The following is a 17,856-nucleotide window of genomic DNA, read 5'->3' as shown; positions in this document are numbered from 1 at the left end:
CGTGGCTACTTCTTCCTCGGTCGACGCAGGCGCTGTGAGATGCCCCGCAGGATCTTGATCGCGGTGACGGCAAGCACCAGGCGGCCCTGCTCGTCGGTGGTTACGGAGACGCGGTAGGGGCGGATCCGGTGCCATACCCGCTTGTGCAGCACGGATGCGTGGGCGCCGAAGGGCACCCGGTACGGCTTGCCCGCCAGGTCCGCGGCCACGTTGAGCCGCCAGCGCGCGGACCGGCCCGGCCGCACGGCCAGGAGCCGTCGCAGCGGCACCACGACGTCGACCCGGGTACCCAGGCCGTTCTTCCAGGTGCCTGTGGTCGTGGACACCGGCACGGACTCGGGGCCGCTGAGTTCGCACCGGACTGCGGCCGGCCCCGCCCCGAAGGGACCGAGCAGCTTCGTCCGCGCGGTCACGGCCAGCGCGGGACCGTCCGGGCTCTTCCGCCAGGAGGCGGACAGGGTCTTGGTTCCCGCCTTCAGCCGCCCGTGCACACCCTCGCCGAGCAGCTCGTACCAGCTCATCGGGAGGACGGCGTCGACGTCGCGGAAGCCCGGGTAGCGGGCGAAGGCCCGTTCGCCCTCCAGGACGAAGGCGGGAGCCCCGTGCTTCGCCTCGTCACGGATCAGCGCGACGAGCTCGTCGGTCCTGCCCCGCTGCGCCAGGCCGATACGCACCCGCTTCTTGACACCCATCCCGTTGCGGATCGTGTCGGTGAGATAGGCGTCGGCGAGCCGGCCGATGCCTGCCACCAGGTTCCTCTGCACGGCGGGATCGAGCTCGGGGAAGTCGTCCAGGAGCAGCTTGGACAGCTCCCACCCGAAGTGCCGCTTCAGTACCGCGTCCCGCTCCGGGCCCACGGGGATCAGCCCTGCCGTGAAATGCATGATCTCGGCCGTGCAGCGCAGCCGGGCCTCATGGTCTGCGCGGTAGGTGATGTTGCTGGCGTCCCCACGCTTGACGGCGTGGTAATAGGTGTAGTCCGCGAGTACCGAGATGCGGGCGGCCCGCACGCAGGCCTCGATGGTGAACGGCTGGTCGCTGCCGACGGGGAGGTCCTCCGGGAAGCGGAGCTTGTACCGTTCGACCAGCTCTCGCCGGAACAGCTTGGTGTTGGCGATCGTCCACGGCAGCGCCGAGTTGGTGAAGGTGACGTCGTGCCGCGTCGTCTCGTACAGCGCCTGGTGGACGTACCGGCCGCCCACCCCCTCCATCTTCCCGATCACCACATCGGAACCGTGCTCGTCGGCCGCCGCGACCATCCGCTCCAGCGCCTCGTGGCCCAGGTAGTCGTCGGATCCGATGAAGTAGACGTAACGCCCGGTCGCGACATCCAGCGCCCGGTTGCTCGGTGCGGCCGGGCCCCCGGAGTTGGCCTGGTGGATCACCTTGACCGTGCCGGGGTACAGGTTCGCGAACCGGTCCAGCTCCTTGCCGCTGTCGTCGGTGGAGCCGTCGTTCACGGCGACGACCTCCAGCCGGTCCAGGCCGATCGTCTGCTCCACCAGGGAGGTCAGGCAATCGCTCAAGTACGGCATGGTGTTGTAGACGGCGACGATGACGCTGACATCGGGCGTCGGCATCAGCGAGCCTCCAGGAGGCGGCTGTACACCTGGTCGAGAATCTGGGCCTGGGCTTCCCAGGTCCACTCCTCCAGTACGCCCGAATCGTCGTAGACCGATCGGTAGCGCTGCGGATCCGCCAGCACGGCCTTGACAGCGCGAGCGTAGTCGGCGACGTCCTCGGCCTTGAACACCTCGCCCTGGCCGGTCTCCAGCGCCACCTGGGACATCGTCTTGACGTCGCTGACGACGAGGGGCAGCCGCGCGTGCGAGTACTCGAAGAACTTCGTGATCAACGCGATCTCATGGTTCGGCCAGTGGTGGATGGGGATCACACCCGCGTCCGCCGCCGACAGGAACGGCACCACCTGGTAATGCGGCACGTAGGGCAGCGCGTGCACGCGGTCGGCCACACCGAGCTCCTCGGCCCGGGCGAGCAGCTCCTTGAGGTACCCGGACGTCGGCTTGAGCACGACGAAGGCGACATGGACGCCTTCGAGGCCGGGCAGAGCCTCGACCATGATGTCGAGGCCTCGCTGCGGGGCCGCCGCACCGCTGTAGACGACCAATGGGGTGTCGGGCCCGATACCGCAGAGCGCGCGGAGGTCCGGCACCTCCTCGTCGGCGGCCCCTTCCGGCAGATCGGCGCCGGGCGCGTTCAGCACGACGGCCGGCCGCTCGGCCAGCCCGTGGCGCTCCACGAGCAGATCCGCGAGGGTCTCCGACACGGTCACCACGGCGTCGGCGTAGCCCGAGTACTCACGCTCATGCGCACACTGCGCCACGTGCCAGCGCGGGTGGCTGTTCCAGGGCTTGATACCGGGCAGGAACTCGTGGGCGTCCCAAACCAGCTTCAGCGGACGACCGTTGGCCCGTGCCCGCATCACCGCGCGGGCTCCGGTGCCGAGCATGCGGAAGTCGTTGGCGTGTACCAGGTCGGGCCGCAGCTCGTCGATGACCTTTCCGAAGGCCAGCTCGTAGTCCCACAGCCCCGGGTCCAGCCGACGCCACGCGCGGTCGCCCATGGTTCGCTCCCAGAAGGCCGTGGTGAAGCGGTCCAGCCGGGAGTCCATGTTCTTGCGCCGCTCATCGAGCCGGCGGGTGCGGCGGAACCGCATGCCCACCCAGCGGCTCATGATGTTGGACAGCATCCGCGGGAACAGCACCCGGACGCGCCCGAAGGTGGAGCCTTCGGCCTTGGCGGCCACGTCCCGGAGGTTGAGCTCGACCCGCCACGCCTTCATCTTCTGCCTGCGGTAGTCGGCCAACCTGCCCGGAGGATAAGCGAGCGGGCTGCGCAGCGGCGCACGACGGAACTCATGGCGCCGCTTGTTGAGAGGCTGGGGGACGGGTATCAGCAGTACCTCTGCGTCACCGAGCCGCCACTCATGGCGCTGTTTGTCGGGGGACTTGCCCAGCAGGATCACGTCCCAGCCGGCCGCGGCCGCCGAACGCGCCTGCTTCTGCACCCGAGAGTCCCCATGAACCCCGTTGTCCACGAGCATGACGATCCGGCCGCGCGTTCCGGACCTGCGAGCGAACACGCGCTCACGCACCATCGCTGGTATCGCCCTTCTCCTGAATGGTCACCGTGAGACCGCTCTGCGCAGACTCGATGACTGCGGCCGACACCCGCACTGTACGCAGCCCCTGACGGAGCGTCACGATGTCGCTGGGCTTGCCCAGGACGGCGTCGCGGAAGCGCTCGTGCTCGACGAGCAGCGGCTCCCGCTTGGGTGTGGCGTAACGGACCATGTCGCCCTCCGACACACCACGGAAGGTGCGCAGCGCCTCCCACTCGGTGTCCTGCACACCGTTGGCGAAGAAGGTCAGGTCGGCGGTGAGCGTGTCGGCCACGAAACAGCCCCGCTCGCCCGTGACGACCGTGGTGCGCTCCTTGAGCGGGCTCAGCCAGTTCACCAGGTGGTTCACCATGGTGGAGTCGGCCAGCTGCCCGACGACCGCGACCATGTCCTCGTGCGGGCGGCCGCTCTTGGACACCGTGTGCGCGGCGACGGTCACGTACTCCTGGCCGGTCACCCAGGAGGTGAGGTCGATGTCGTGGGTCGCGAGGTCCTTGACCACGCCGACGTCCGCGATGCGGTGCGGGAAAGGCCCCTGGCGGCGCGTGACCACCTGGTAGACATCGCCGAGCTCGCCCGCCTCGAGACGGCCGCGCAGATTCTGCAGCGCCGGGTTGTACCGCTCGATGTGGCCGACACCGGCGACCAGGCCGCGTGAGTCGAAGGCGTCGACCAGCAGCCGCGCCGCTTCGACGGTGTGCGCCAGCGGCTTCTCGATGAGCGCGCCGACACCCGCCTCGGCGAGCATGAGGCCGACCTCTTCGTGCAAAGCGGTCGGGCAGGCGACCACGGCGTAGTCGACGCCGAGGGCGATGAGCTCCTCGACCGTGTCGAGGACCGGGGCGCCGTGGGCCGCCTTGGGGTCGCCCTTGGGGTCGACCACGCCCACGAGATCGACTCCGTCGAGGCCCGCCAGGACCCGGCAGTGGTTGCGGCCCATGGCCCCCAGACCGATCAGGCCCGCGCGCAGAGGTGTGGAGGTCACTGTGCGTCTCCCAGTGCGTTGACGGCCGCCACGACACGCTCCAGGTCGTTCTGCGACAGGCTCGGGTGGACCGGCAGCGACAGCACCTCGGCGGCGGCGCGCTCGGTCTCCGGCAGGTCCCAGGTGCGGTTGATCTTCTGGTCCGGCTCCCAGTAGGGCTTCAACCGGTGGATCGGCGTCGGGTAGTAGACACCGCTGCCCACGCCGGCCTCGGCCAGGGCGGAGTGCGCGGCGTCCCGGTCACCGCTGACACGGATCGTGTACTGGTGGTAGACGTGGCGCGCGTTCTCCGCGACGGGCGGCACGCCCACACCGTTCAGTCCGGCGTCCAGGAACGCGGCGTTGGCGATGCGCCTCTCGGTCCACGCGGGCAGCTTCTTCAGCTGCTCACGACCGATGGCGGCGGCGACGTCGGTCATCCGCATGTTGGCGCCGACGATCTCGTTGGCGTACCGCTGCTCCATGCCCTGGTTGCGCAACAGCCGCAGCGTGCGCGCCACCTGCGCGTCGGCGGTGGTGACCATGCCGCCCTCGAGGGCGTGCATGTTCTTGGTCGGGTAGAAGCTGAAGCAGCCCGCCGAGCCGAAGGAGCCGACCGGCCGTCCGTTCAGCGCGGCGCCGTGGGCCTGGGCGGCGTCCTCGACGACCGCGAGTCCGTGCCGCTCGGCGATGGGCATCAGCTTGTCCATCGCGGCCGGGTGGCCGTACAGGTGGACCGGCATGATCGCCACGGTGCGGGGTGTGATGGCGGCCTCGACGGCGGCCGGATCGATGCAGAAGCTGTCTGCCTCGATGTCGACGAAGACGGGCTCGGCGCCCACGAGTCGCACCGCGTTGGCCGAGGCCGCGAAGGAGAAGGAGGGCACGACGACCTCGTCGCCGGGGCCGATGCCCAGCGCGAGGAGGGTGAGCTGCAACGCGGAGGTACCGGAGTTCACCGCCACGCAGTGACGGCCGGCCACCAGCTCCGAGAACTCCTCCTCGAAGGCGGCTACCTCCGGGCCCTGTACGACACGGCCGCTGCGCAGCACACGTACCGCGGCATCGATCTCTTCCTCGCCGATGACCGGCCGCGCAGCAGGAATGAATTCCTGGTCAACGCCTGGCATGGGGTTTCCTCCCGCTTCCAGCACCAAGGGTTCTCGGCCGGTCACAACTCCTGGCGGGAAGACGCCCAACGGACGGCCACCGCCCCTGGCGCAGTGCCGGCGGCTTCCGTTGACCACGTGACGTCGGCAAGCCCAAGTCCCGAGGCAGGCGACTGCAGTTCTGCGTCCGGAAAAGCCGATTTCGCATAACCGGATATGTGGTATGTCGTCATCGTCCCGTGACGGTGAGCGACGGCAACGGTAGAACCGACAGCAGTGTCACCCGTGTTTTCCCTGTCGGCCGCAGTAAGATTAGCAGCTGTTCCCCAGAGGTTCCGCTGGCGTTACGCGAGCGAAATCCAGGTCACAGCAACGCGCCGGGCTGCTCCTCCCACAGGTAGGAGGAGCAGCCCGATATGCGCCGGCCGGGAACCTACGACGCCTCGGTGGGTGTCTCGGCCGTGGCCTTCTTCGCCGGTGCCTTCTTCGCCGTCGTCTTCTTCGCCGTCGTCTTCTTCGTGGCGGCCTTCTTCACGGCGGCCTTCTTCGCCGGTGCCTTCTTCGCGGCCGTCTTGCGCGGGGCCCGCTTCTTCGGCTCCGCCTGCTCCGCCTCGACGGTCTCCGTCTCCGCCTCGGCCGCCGGGGTCTCCTCCGGCTGCGCCTCGGTGCCCGGGACGACCACGACCGCGGCCTCCTCGGCGGAGGACGGCGCGCCCGCGGGGGCGGACGCCTTGCGCGTGGCGCGGCGGCGCGGCGCGGGCGGCGCGACCTCGGCGACGGGCTCCGGCTCGGGGGCCGGGGCCTCGGCGACCGGCTCCGCCGCGGCGGGCACGACCACGGTCGCGGCCTCACCCGCGGGGGCGGTCGGCGCGGTGGCCTTGCGGGTCGCCCGGCGCCGGGTGCGGACCGGGGCGGCGGGCTCCTCGGCCGGCTCGGCGGTCCCGGCGGCCGCGGGCACCTCGACGGCGGTGGCCGTCGCGGACTCGGCCGCCTGGGGCTCGGTGACCGGCGCGACGGCCGGGACGACCGTGACGATCTCGGCCGTGGCGTCCGGGGAGCTCACCGGGGCGGTGACCCGCCGCGACGCGCGCCGCCGGGAACGGCGGCCGGCCGCCGCCTCGGCCTCGGCCGGGCTGCTGAACCACTCCCCGTCGCCGGTGTCCGGGCCCATCGCGGGCACCAGCTCGGCCTCGGCGACCGTGACCGGCTCCAGCTCCGGAGCCTCCTCCACGATCTCCTCGGCCTCGGTGACGGCGGCCGTCTCCGCGGCCGCCGGCTCCTCGCCGGCGCCGCCGCGACGGCGCTTGCGCTTGCCGCCGCCACCGGCCGCCGTTGCCTGGTCCATGTGGACGATGACGCCGCGGCCGTTGCAGTGCACGCAGGTCTCGGAGAAGGACTCCAGCAGGCCCTGCCCGACCCGCTTGCGGGTCATCTGGATCAGGCCCAGCGAGGTGACCTCGGCCACCTGGTGCTTGGTGCGGTCCCGGCCCAGGCACTCCAGCAGACGGCGCATGACCAGGTCGCGGTTGGACTCCAGCACCATGTCGATGAAGTCGATCACGATGATGCCGCCCAGGTCGCGCAGCCGCAGCTGGCGCACGATCTCCTCGGCCGCCTCCAGGTTGTTCCTGGTGACCGTCTCCTCCAGGTTGCCGCCCTGGCCGGTGAACTTGCCGGTGTTGACGTCGACGACGACCATCGCCTCGGTCCGGTCGATCACCAGCGAACCGCCGCTCGGCAGCCAGACCTTGCGATCCAGCGCCTTCAGCAGCTGCTCGTCGATCCGGTAGGTGGCGAAGACGTCGACCTCGGAGCTCCAGCGGCTCAACCGGTCCGCGAGGTCCGGCGCGACGTTCGCGACGTAACCGTGGATGGTCTCCCAGGCGTTGTCGCCGCTGACGATGACCTTGGTGAAGTCCTCGTTGAAGATGTCGCGGACGACCCGGACGGTCATGTCCGGCTCGCCGTACAGCAGCGACGGCGCGTTGCCGGTCTTGGCCTTCTTCTGGATGTCCTCCCACTGCGACTGCAGCCGCTCGACGTCACGGCGCAGCTCGTCCTCGCTCGCGCCCTCGGCGGCGGTGCGCACGATGACGCCCGCGTCCTCGGGGACGATCTTCTTGAGGATCTGCTTCAGCCGGGCGCGCTCGGTGTCGGGCAGCTTGCGGCTGATGCCGGTCATCGAGCCCTCGGGCACGTAGACCAGGTAGCGGCCGGGCAGCGAGACCTGGCTGGTCAGGCGGGCGCCCTTGTGGCCGATCGGGTCCTTGGTGACCTGGACCAGCACGGACTGGCCGGACTTGAGGGCCGCCTCGATGCGCCGCGGGCCGTTGCCCATGCCCAGCGCCTCGAAGTTGACCTCACCGGCGTACAGCACCGCGTTGCGGCCCTTGCCGATGTCGACGAACGCGGCCTCCATGGACGGCAGCACGTTCTGGACCTTGCCCAGGTAGACGTTGCCGACGTAGGAGGTGGCCTGCTCCTTGTTGACGTAGTGCTCGACGAGGACACCGTCCTCCAGCACGCCGATCTGCGTCCGGTCGCCGTTCTCGCGGACGACCATGACGCGCTCGACCGCCTCGCGGCGGGCCAGGAACTCGGCCTCGGTGATGATCGGAACGCGGCGGCGGCCCTGCTCGCGGCCCTCGCGGCGGCGCTGCTTCTTGGCCTCCAGACGCGTGGAGCCCTTGATGGACTGCACCTCGTCGACCGGCTCGGCGGGCTTGCGCGGCTCACGGATCTTGACGACCGTGCGCTCCGGGGCGTCCTCGCCCAGGTTCTCCTCGCCCGCGCCCTCGCCGCCACGGCGACGACGGCGGCGACGGCGGCGGCTGGTGCTGCTGCTCTCGGCGCCCTGGTCCTCGTCCTCCTCGGACTCGTCCTCGGCGCCCTCGTGCTCCTCGGCCTCGCCCTCGGCGATCTCCTCGCCCTCGGCGGCCTCGCCGCGACGGCGACGGCGGCCACCACGGCGGCGACGGCGGGACGGCCGTTCGCCGGCCTCGCCCTCGTGCTCCTCGGCCTCACCCTCGGCGATCTCCTCGCCCTCGGGCTCCGCCTCGTCCTCGTGCTCGGACTCCGCCTCCTCGAGGACGCGCTCGGTACCGGCGCCCTCCACGGCCTCCGCGGGCTCGCCGCGGCGACGGCGACGACGACGGCGGCCACCGCTCTCGGCGGCGTACTCCTCGGTCTCGGCCTCGGTCTCGGCCTGGGGCTCCTGCTGCTCCTCGCGCGCGGCGGACTGCTCGGGCTGCGCCGCACCGGGGGCCTGGAACACCGGCGCCTGGAAGACGGCCATGGGCGGGCGCACGACCCGGCGACGGCCACGCGCGGGGGCGGGCTCGGCCTCGGGCTCGGGCTCGGGCTCGGGCTTGACCTCGGCCTCGGGCGCCTTCGCCTCCTGCCCCTCCTGGACCTCGATGACGATCGAGTCGGCGGGGACGCCGAAGGCCTCCGCGACGGCCGCGACCGCGGCGACGCGGGCCTCGTCCACGGTGTCGCCGTAACCGCGGATCTCGTAGGCGTCCTCGACCTCGACGGCCCAGCCGGAGCCGTCCGGGACGGCCTTGGCGGTGTATGTGCGCTGCTCCGGGGCCGCGGCCCCGCGGGCCTCCGCCGCCGCCTCCTCGCGCGGCGCGAGCGCCCCCGGCTTCAGGCGGCGCGAACCGTCGTCGGCGGCGAGGAAGGACGCGGCCGGGGCGGCACGCCTGCGCGAGCGCGTGGTCTTGGGCTGCTCGGCCCTCCCGCCCTTCTTCGCGGGCTCCTCCTGCAGGGCCTTCGCGGGCGCGTCGGCGGCGGCCACGGCCTCGGGCTGCCCGGCGGCGACCGTCTCGGCCGGGGTCGGCTCGGGGCTGGCGACCTTGCGGGTCGCACGGCGCCGGGTACGGGCCGGGGCGGCCGGCTGCTCGGCCTGCTCCGCCTCGGGGGCGGCCTCGGCGTGCAGCGGCAGGTCGGCCTGGAGTTCCTTGGCCTGGGTGTCGGCGGCGACCACGGGGCCGACCTCGGCCGGGGTCGGCTCGGGGCTGGCGACCTTGCGGGTCGCACGGCGCCGGGTACGCGCGGGGGCGGCCGGCTGCTCGGCCTGCTCCACCTCGGGCGTCCCGGAGGGCTCTGCCGCCACAGGGGCCTCGGGGGCCTCCGCGGCAACAGCGGCCTTCCGCGTCGTGCGGCGCCGGGCCGGGGCGGGAGCGGCTTCCGCCGCCGCCTCGGTGGTGCCCTCGGCCGGGGTCGGCTCGGGGCTGGCGACCTTGCGGGTGGCGCGGCGCCGGGTACGCGCGGGGGCGGGCTCGCCCTCGGCCCCGGCGGCGGGCGCTTCGGCCGGTATGGCCGGGGCCTGAGCGGCCTCAGCCGGCTGGGCGGGGGCCCCGGAGGTCACGTCCGGGGCGGCCTCTCCGGCCGCGGGCGGTCCCGCGGGCCGGCTGGCCGCGCGGCGACGGCGGCGCGGAGCGGCCGTCGCTTCGGTGTCGGTGCCGCCGGAGGCGGCTTCGGTGGCGCCGTTCTCGGGCGCCTCGTTCGGCTCGTTGTGCTCGAGCATGCGGGCATTTCTCCCGTCACGCTCCCGGGCGCCGCGTCCTGGTCCGGTACACGGCGGCCCGCGTCTTCACGGGGCCGCCGCCCGGGGGCGCGGGCGCCACACGGGAGCTGTCGTATCGCTCGTCGGCACCGCCCTGGCGGGCCGACGAAAGTCTCGTCTGATGCGTGCTGCCGGACCCGGGTTTCCCCTGGTGCGTCGGCCGCACAACGACGACGGTCCTACGCGGAGCCATCCGGCGCCGTCGCGGCATCGCGGTCGGGCGCGAGCGGATCGGTCACCGTGCCGGTCTCCTCGTCGAGCGGCCCCTGCGCCAGCCTGGTCACCGCAGCGGGGACCGGCGGCGCGAGGTCGGCCACCGCACGGAGGCCGGACAGGACGTCGTCGGGTCGTACGGCAGGTGTCACATGCCGAACAACCAGCCGCAGTATCGCACAAGCTCCTGCCCTCGGCCTATCGGCACCCTGTTCGAACATGCTGTTCCGGGCCCCGGCCACCTGCGGATCCACCGCATCGAGCCGGATCACGGCCTCGCGCGCGTCGAAAGTCCGCACGCCGTTCTTCGTCATCCGCTGGACCTCGACGGTCCCGGCGGCCAGGAACGCGGCCACGGCCCGCTCGGCCTCGGCAGGCTCCACTCCGTCCAGCCGCAGCTGCCACACGGACGCCTCCAGCCGCTCGGCGAGCCCCGAAGTACGGGCCTCGACGGCCTCGATCACATCGAGACCGGCCGGCAGCGACTCGTCCAGCAGCAGGCGCAGCTTCTCCGGCTCACGGGCCTCGGCGAGCGCGATCTCCAGGTACTCGGCCTCGCTGCCGACGCCGGTGGGTGCGGCGTTGGCGTACGACACCTTGGGGTGCGGGGTGAAGCCCGCCGAGTAGGCCATGGGCACCTCGGCGCGGCGCAGCGCCCGCTCGAATGCGCGCTGGAAGTCGCGGTGGCTGGTGAACCGGAGGCGGCCGCGCTTGGTGTAGCGCAGTCGGATGCGCTGCACCGCGGGTGCGGGCGGCGGGCCTTCGGGCTGTCGCTTGCCCAGTGTCGTTCAGTCCCTCGTGCGTCTGGTCACCCCGGATGGGGTTGCCTGTCGTCTTCCAGATTACTGGGGGTTCCGGCCTTCCGGTTCCCCGCGACGCCTGCCGCGCCCCACACGCGGCGGCGCGCCGGTCGACGCGGTACGCAGATCCGCGCACCCCGCGCTCGGTCCCCGCACCACGGCCAGTGCGCCGAGCACCGCCCGGCTCGCCTCGGCCGCCGCACGCCGCACCGGTCGCCACAAGGGCCGGCCGTGCGCCACGCCCAGCCCGCCGGCACCATCAGGGTCGGGATGGCCGGCCCCTTCAGCGCGCGGCCCACGGCCCCCGAGACATACCCGGCGACCCGCCAGAAGACCAGCAGGCGGCCCATGCCTCCCGGGCCGCCTGCACGACGACCCGGTACCGGAGGAATACGAGCGGGCCACGACGAGCCACCGCACCGGCAACGCCACCGCGGGCGCGGGCCGGCACGAGGAGGTGGCGGTACACCGCGACGGCCAGGATCACGACGAGGATCCGTACCGTCCGCCGCGCCGGCCACACCACCCCGGCGGCCATCGGCACCAGGACGTGCCGGTAGAGCGCCGCCACCGTCACCACGCGGACGACCCACACCGCACCGGCGCCGGCCGCCCGGCCCAGCACGTACCACCACAACGCCACAGCGGGCAGCGCCACCGGCACGGAGACCGCACGCGCCAGGGAGACGCCCACGCCACGGCCTGCCGGAACCACGACGTACCGCCACAAGGCGATCGCCGGGACCACGGCCAGGTACCGACCCCGGCCACCCCCGGCGCGGCCCAGCGCGCGGCCCGCCGCCCTGGGCGCGCCCCACGACATCGCGGTGGAAGCACCACCACCAGCGCGACGATGCGCACCGGCATCCTGATCGCCACCGTCAGTCAGCCGTCACCGTTCCCGGCATACCCGCCGGCGCTCCCCCGCTCGTGCAGGCCGGAACATTACGCCCGGAAGCACAACTCGCCCTCCCGTCGGTCGGCCGGAAACCCGCCGCAGGCCTCGATCACCTTCCGGGACGCGGTGTTGCCGTCGTCGCAGGTGATCAGCGCTTGCTCGAGGCCGAGTTCACGTGCCAGGGGCAGCCCAGCGCGCGGCATCGCCGTGGCGTGCCCGCGCCGGCGGGCGGAGGCCGTAACCGACGTGTCCGGACAACTCGCCCCAGGGCACGGTGAGATGGCAGCGGACGGACAGCAGGCCGAGGAAGTCCCAGCCGGACTCGCCGCCGACGCACCAGAACGTGCCGCACAGGTCGAACGGATCGGGAGCCGGCTCCCGCCGCTCTTGGAGGAGCTGAAGAAGGCGGATGCCCCGTCACCGGACGACGCACCCCAAGCCCAGCTGTCCGTCCGTTTGTCCGTGCTCGTGCAGCTGGGCTGCGAAATAGGGATCGCCGCGGTTGACAAGTAGCGCTCGCTGTGACGGTGGCCTCCGGCGAGGCCCTACGGCGTTACGCGGACCGGTGGACCCCGTCCACCGGTCACATGACTCCGCTCACGGACCGGAGTCCCGCAGGGCCCTGATCCTGCCCGTCGTGGGCCCTCGGTTGCCGGGCCCTGGCTGCGGTGATCTACTCGGCAGTGGGGACGGAGTCATGAAGCCCCCGCCCGATACCCGACAAAGCACGGTGACCAATGCGGACATCGGCCCGCAGGCAGGGGCTCGGATCGCGTCGCCCGACGGAGCCGGCTGTGCGGCCGAAGTTGGTGAGCGCAGTGGTGCTCGACGACGGGAGATGAGCGCGGAGATGACCTCTGAAGCCACGATCAACCACCCCATGCAGCGACTGCGCGACCAGCTCACAGGAGTGGCGTCGGGCATCGGCCAGGCGGCGACGGCGACGAGCAGGGCTACGGCGGACGCCGTGCGCCACCCACGAGCAACGCTCGGACGCGCCCGCGAAGCATCGCAGGCGCTGCCGCTGATGTGGGAATCGGTGAAGCCCGTACTGACCGGCCACATCAGGGACTGGCGCCGAGAATACGCTTACACGCTCGGGGAACAGGCCTTTGTCTATGGGTTCCCGTACATCTACAACGCCCGGCTCCGCCACCGGTGGGTGACCCGGAAGCCCGACACCGACGCGGCGCCCTATGCCGCCGTCAACCACTTCTGGCACGCCCGCAAGCTTTTCGACGCCTCCGACCGGGAGGGCCTGGCCCCCAACAACGACACCCTGTACTCGTTCGCCTGGGTCGACCTGAGCGAGGAACCCGTCATCCTCTCGCACCCGGACATGAACGACCGCTATTTCACCTTCGAACTGGTCGGCGTCACCTCGGACAACTACGACTACGTGGGACAGCGCGCCAGCGGTTCGCACGCCGGTGATTTCGCTCTCGTAGGGCCGGGATGGACAGGAGACCTCCCCGAAGGGGTGCGCCGCACGGCGACCGCCCCCAGTCCCTGGGCCGTGGTCGTCGGCCGGACCCTCGTCGACGGCGAGCACGACCTCGCGAACGTTCACGCACTTCAACGCGGGTATCGGTTGACCCCGCTCCATCTGTTCGGCAAAGAAGGAGCGCACGTCCCGGAACGCCGCGACGTGCTGGAACCGATCGACGCGGCGGATGATCCTCTCGGGCCGTGGAAGACGCTGAACGCGATGCTGGCCGAGAATCCGCCACCCCGGCACCACGACGTTCTGCTCAAGCAGTTCGCCGAGATCGGTATCGGGCCCGGGCTCGACGTCGAAGCCCAGCCCGAACCCGTTAAGCAGAGCCTGATCCGGGCCGCCACGACCGGCGTCCGGATGCTCGAACAGCAGCTGCTCAGTGGTGAATGGGCCCATGTCATCAACGGCTGGCGCTACCCGCCCCCGGAGATGGGACGGTTCGGGGACGATTTCCTGAGGCGAGCCGCGGAGCAGTCTTTTGTCGGCGTCGCCGTCAACGATCCCGAGGAAGCGGTCTACCTGGCCGCCTTCCACGATGCGGACGGCAACAAGCTGTCCCCGGGCCGCTACGAACTGCGCTTCGAATCAGGGAATCTGCCCCCTGTCGACGCTTTCTGGTCGCTGACCGCCTACGGCGCGGACAGGAACCTGGTCCCCAACCCGATCGGCCGATACTCCATCGGTGACCGTACCCCAGGACTGCTCACCGACGGAGACGGAAGCTTGACCATCCACCTGCAGCCGGAGTCTCCAGGTCCCGCCCTCGAGCCCAACTGGCTTCCCACGCCCGGACAGGACATCTGGTTCATCGGCTTGCGCATGTATCTGCCACGCCCCGAGGTCATCGACGCCCGATGGGTGTGCCCGCCGATCAACCGCGTCGGCTGACGGCACCGCGGAGGCGTGACAGCGCGGTCGGCGACGGGCTCGGCACACCTAGGCCGTGGGCTCTTTGCGGTGGGGCATCAGCAGAAGGGCCAACGCCGCCACGACGAGCGGCAGGATGCTGACGATCAGCATGGTGAGCCGGAGTCCGTCGGCGAAGTCCAGCCCGAGGTCCAGTCCTGAAGCCTGGCGAAGCAGGTTGGAGTCGTACACGGTGCTGCCCGGACTCTGCGCCAGTCCGCTGCGCACAGCATCCACGGCCCGCCCGGCCTGGGCCACCGACAGCCCGCGTGACTTCGCATCCACCAGCCACTGACGCTGGAAGAAGAAGTCGAGAAGCAGAACGTAGACGGTGGGCCCGAAAGCGGCGCCGGTCATCGCGAAGGCCATCTGGACGGAGGCAACCGTGCCGGAGTGCCCGGGCGGCGCCTGGGAGAGGACCGTCTCGGACACCGATGCGGAAGTGACCACCGACCCGAGGTTGCACATCCATGTGGTCGGGACGAGCAGCCACACTGCTATCGCGGGGCCTGCGGTGCCCGCCATCAGCAGTCCGCTTGCCGCCATCACCAGCAGGCCGGTGATCATCACCGGTCGCGGGCCGCACTTACCAATCAGGCTCCCCGCCAGGATCACGGCACCGGCGATCAGCAGTGTGCCGGGCAGGTACAGCAGGCCGACGGACTCGGGTGAAAGCGACAGCACAGCGCTGCCGAACTGCCCCAGGACAATGCCGAGCCCCGCGATCAGGAAGTTCAGCGTGAGCGTCGCCGCCAAGGCCACGCTGAACGGTGCGCTGCGGAACAATGCCAGGTCCAAGGCGGGTTCCGGAGTACGGCGTGCATGCAGCACGAACAGCACGGCGGCGGCCGGGCTGATGACCAGCGGCACCCAGGTCTCGGGCCGGAGGATGCCGTTCTGCGCCGCGGCAAGGCCGAGGACGAGGGCCAGCAGAGTCACCCCGATCAGGCTGACGCCGACCACGTCGAGGCGACGGCCCCGCTGGACGGGTGACTCCGGGACGTACCGAGCCGTCAACCACAGCGACACCAGGCACAGCAGTGGGGCGATCAGAAACAGGAACCGCCAGCCGACGGCCGCCACGGCCCAGCCCGTGAACGCGGGGATCAGCCCGCACAGGATCACGTCGACGGCCATCAGGCCACCGATGGCGACCGGCCGCCTCTCCGGCGCCACGGACACCTTCAGCAGGGCCAGCGGCACTGCCAGCAGCGCGGTCATCCCCAGCCCGGCCAGAAAGCGCATCGCCAGCAGGAAGCCATATCCGGGTGAGAACACGCAGAGCAGGTCGGCGACCGTGACGACGACCAGTCCCAGCATCAACAGCCGCTTGAGCCCGACGGAGTCCCCGAGCCTGCCCGCGGCGAGAACGGAGGTGGCCATCACCAGCGTCGCTGCCCCGCCGAGCAGCCCGACGACTTGCGGCGGCACATGGAGGGCCCGGCTCACCTGCGGCAGGTTCAGGCTGAGCACCAGCGGGTCGACGACGGTGACTGTGAAGGCGAGAGCGAGGGCGAGGATGATCGGCAGGGGCGTCGAATCGGTACGTGACTCAGCGGATGACACCGCAGCGCCTCCCGTGCTTCGTCGCATACCGGTCAACGGTAAACCGGCCATTGCGCTCACACTCCACGGCACGCCAACGAGCCCCCCTCCCCGTCAGGGAAGGGGGCTCGGAGGCCACGCGGTCGCACAAAGCCGGAAAGGCCCCAGACCCACTCCACTTCTCGGACGGACCGTTCAGGACCTGGCAGTGGTGTCCGAGAAGACACCGGCTACGTCGGCGGGCGAGGGCTCGAAGGGCCGACCGCCTCCGGCGTAGCGGCCACCTCGTCCTCGCTCTGCCGCCGGCGCCTCAGTCACCGATCGGGTGCCTCGCTCACCTCAGTGCGTGTGACCACTCGAAGCGGGCATCTGACCGGCGTTCTTGACCGTCAAAGGCAGCAGCTTCTTGCCCGTCGGCCCGATCTGGATGTAGGTGTCCATCTACGGCCATAGGAAGACAGCTCCACATCCAACCTGTACGCTCCGCGACCATGAAGACGTACGACATCGAGAGCGAGTGGACCGCCTCGGACCTGGCCCTACTGGAGGACCTGAAGCGGGCAGAGGCTCTGCTCCCCGAGGACGCTCCGCGCGCGCTCCTCTCCGTCCGCCTGTCCGTACTTACCGAAGACACGACATCGCCGGTGCGGCAGGAACTCGACCTACGTCTCATGGCCAGAGAGAAGGGGTACCGGGTCGTAGGCGTCGCATCCGACCTCAACGTCTCGGCGACGAAGGTTCCGCCGTGGAAGCGGAAGGAGCTCGGCGAGTGGCTCAACAACCGGGCCCCGGAGTTCGACGCTCTGCTCTTCTGGAAGCTCGACCGCTTCATCCGTCGCATGACGGACCTGTCCACGATGATCGAGTGGTGCGAGCGGTACGGGAAGAACCTCGTGTCGAAGAACGACGCGATCGACCTCAGCACGACCGTGGGCCGAATCATGGTCACGCTTATCGGCGGCATCGCCGAGATCGAGGCGGCGAACACGTCGACCCGCGTCACGTCGCTGTGGGACTACGCACGCACGCAGGACTCGTGGCTCGTCGGTAAGCCGACGTACGGCTACGTCACGACGAAGGTGGACGGCAAGCCGGCGCTCGCCATCGAGCCGAGCGCACACAAGGCACTGCACTGGGCCCGGCGCATGGCGCTCCGGGGCGTCTCCGCCCGACGCATGGCCCTCTGTCTCGTCCGCTCCGGCCTCATGTCGGCAGGACTCACCACGTCGACTCTCCTCCGACGCCTGCGTAACCCCGCGCTCATGGGCTTCCGGGTCGAGGAGAACAAGCAGGGCGGGAAGCGACGGAGCAGACTCGTCCTCAGCAACGACGGAAAGCCGATACGAGTCGGCCCTCCGATCTTCACCGAGGAGGAGTTCGAGACCCTTCAAGCGGCACTCGATCGCCGGGGCAAGAACCAGCCCACCCGGCAGGCGGGCGGAGCGACACAGTTCCTGGGAGTACTGATCTGCGTCGACTGCTCGACCAACATGACCGTGCAGAAGAACATGAGCAACGGCCGGAGCTACACCTACCTGCGCTGCAGCAAGTGCAAGGGCGGCGGCCTCGGCGCGCCCAACCCTCAGGACGTCTGCGACGTCCTCGTGGGCGACGTGCTCCGCGTCCTCGGCGACTTCCCCGTCCAGGTCCGGGAGTACGCCAAGGGAGCCGAGGCGCGCGCCGAAGTGAAGCGGCTCGAAGATGCCATCTCCTACTACATGACGGAACTCGAACCAGAGGGCCGCTTCTCGAAGACGCGGTTCACTCGCGAGCGAGCCGAGAAGACGCTCGACAAGCTCACGGAAGAGTTGAACGCCATCGATCCCGATACCATGCAGGACCGTTGGGTCTTCGTGCACAACGGCAAGACCTTCCGGGAGATGTGGGAAGCGGGCGGCATGGAGGCCATGGCCGAGGACCTGCGCCGCGTGGGCGTCACGTGCGACGTGACCCGTACGAAGGTCAAGGGGGTGCGCGCCCCATCCGTACACCTGCGGCTCAAGATCCCGCGCGACGTACGCGAACGTCTGGTCATCAAGGGCGACGACTTCGCCGCAAGGCTCTGACAAGGAAGCAGGGACAGACGTCTCCGGGCTTGGCTCGGCCAGCCAGGCCCGGAGATGTTCCGGCTTGACGGCCGGCCCGGGCTCCGGATAGGAAGGCTCTCCCGCTCCTTCTGGGAGCGGACACCGTAGCTACCGCCGTTCAGCG

Annotated in this window: 10 protein-coding genes; 2 read left to right on the top strand and 8 right to left on the bottom strand. The window is 70.8% G+C overall.

Translation table 11 applies throughout. The annotated features are described in order from the left end of the window. Positions 1-5 precede the first annotated feature (5 nt). The 7 genes from ACWDAS_RS03620 to ACWDAS_RS03590 form a co-directional block, all read right to left on the bottom strand. A complete protein-coding gene (locus ACWDAS_RS03620; RefSeq protein ID WP_450387073.1) occupies positions 6-1,580 on the bottom strand; it encodes a glycosyltransferase family 2 protein in 1,575 nt (524 codons plus the stop codon). Continuing rightward, positions 1,580-3,028 carry a glycosyltransferase family 4 protein gene (locus ACWDAS_RS03615; RefSeq protein WP_450387072.1) on the bottom strand — a complete coding sequence of 483 codons (1,449 nt, stop codon included), beginning with the start codon at positions 3,026-3,028 and terminating at the stop codon, positions 1,580-1,582. Before ACWDAS_RS03615 ends, ACWDAS_RS03620 begins: the two co-directional genes overlap by 1 nt. Before the next feature lie 79 nt (positions 3,029-3,107). Further along, positions 3,108-4,082, bottom strand: a complete 975-nt coding sequence (locus ACWDAS_RS03610) for a Gfo/Idh/MocA family protein (protein ID WP_450387286.1) — start codon at positions 4,080-4,082, stop codon at positions 3,108-3,110. Between the two features lie 41 nt (positions 4,083-4,123). Further along, positions 4,124-5,236: a DegT/DnrJ/EryC1/StrS family aminotransferase gene (locus ACWDAS_RS03605; protein WP_450387070.1), complete on the bottom strand. Its 1,113-nt coding sequence runs from the start codon at positions 5,234-5,236 to the stop codon at positions 4,124-4,126. A 412-nt stretch (positions 5,237-5,648) separates the two neighbouring features. Beyond that, complete coding sequence (locus tag ACWDAS_RS03600) at positions 5,649-9,746, bottom strand: Rne/Rng family ribonuclease (RefSeq protein WP_450387068.1); 4,098 nt, start codon at positions 9,744-9,746, stop codon at positions 5,649-5,651. Between the two features lie 218 nt (positions 9,747-9,964). Beyond that, positions 9,965-10,738, bottom strand: a complete 774-nt coding sequence (locus tag ACWDAS_RS03595) for a TIGR03936 family radical SAM-associated protein (RefSeq protein ID WP_450387066.1) — start codon at positions 10,736-10,738, stop codon at positions 9,965-9,967. Positions 10,739-11,081: 343 nt separating this feature from the next. Continuing rightward, positions 11,082-11,621 carry a hypothetical protein gene (locus tag ACWDAS_RS03590; protein WP_450387064.1) on the bottom strand — a complete coding sequence of 180 codons (540 nt, stop codon included), beginning with the start codon at positions 11,619-11,621 and terminating at the stop codon, positions 11,082-11,084. 772 nt (positions 11,622-12,393) lie between these two features. Between ACWDAS_RS03590 and ACWDAS_RS03585 the strand changes: the two genes are divergently transcribed. Then, positions 12,394-14,082 (top strand): DUF1254 domain-containing protein, encoded by a 1,689-nt coding sequence (locus ACWDAS_RS03585; RefSeq protein ID WP_450387062.1) that lies wholly within the window; start codon positions 12,394-12,396, stop codon positions 14,080-14,082. A gap of 48 nt (positions 14,083-14,130) precedes the next feature. Here the strand turns inward: ACWDAS_RS03585 and ACWDAS_RS03580 are convergent, their stop codons facing one another. Next, positions 14,131-15,693: an MFS transporter gene (locus ACWDAS_RS03580; protein ID WP_450387060.1), complete on the bottom strand. Its 1,563-nt coding sequence runs from the start codon at positions 15,691-15,693 to the stop codon at positions 14,131-14,133. 443 nt (positions 15,694-16,136) lie between these two features. Between ACWDAS_RS03580 and ACWDAS_RS03575 the strand changes: the two genes are divergently transcribed. Further along, the gene (locus tag ACWDAS_RS03575) at positions 16,137-17,711 is read left to right on the top strand and encodes a recombinase family protein (protein WP_450387058.1); all 1,575 of its coding nucleotides are present in this window, start codon (positions 16,137-16,139) and stop codon (positions 17,709-17,711) included. The last annotated feature ends 145 nt before the right edge of the window (positions 17,712-17,856 follow it).

It is taken from the genome of Streptomyces sp. NPDC001070 (assembly GCF_053598835.1).
This window is presented reverse-complemented; position numbering and strand designations above follow the sequence as displayed.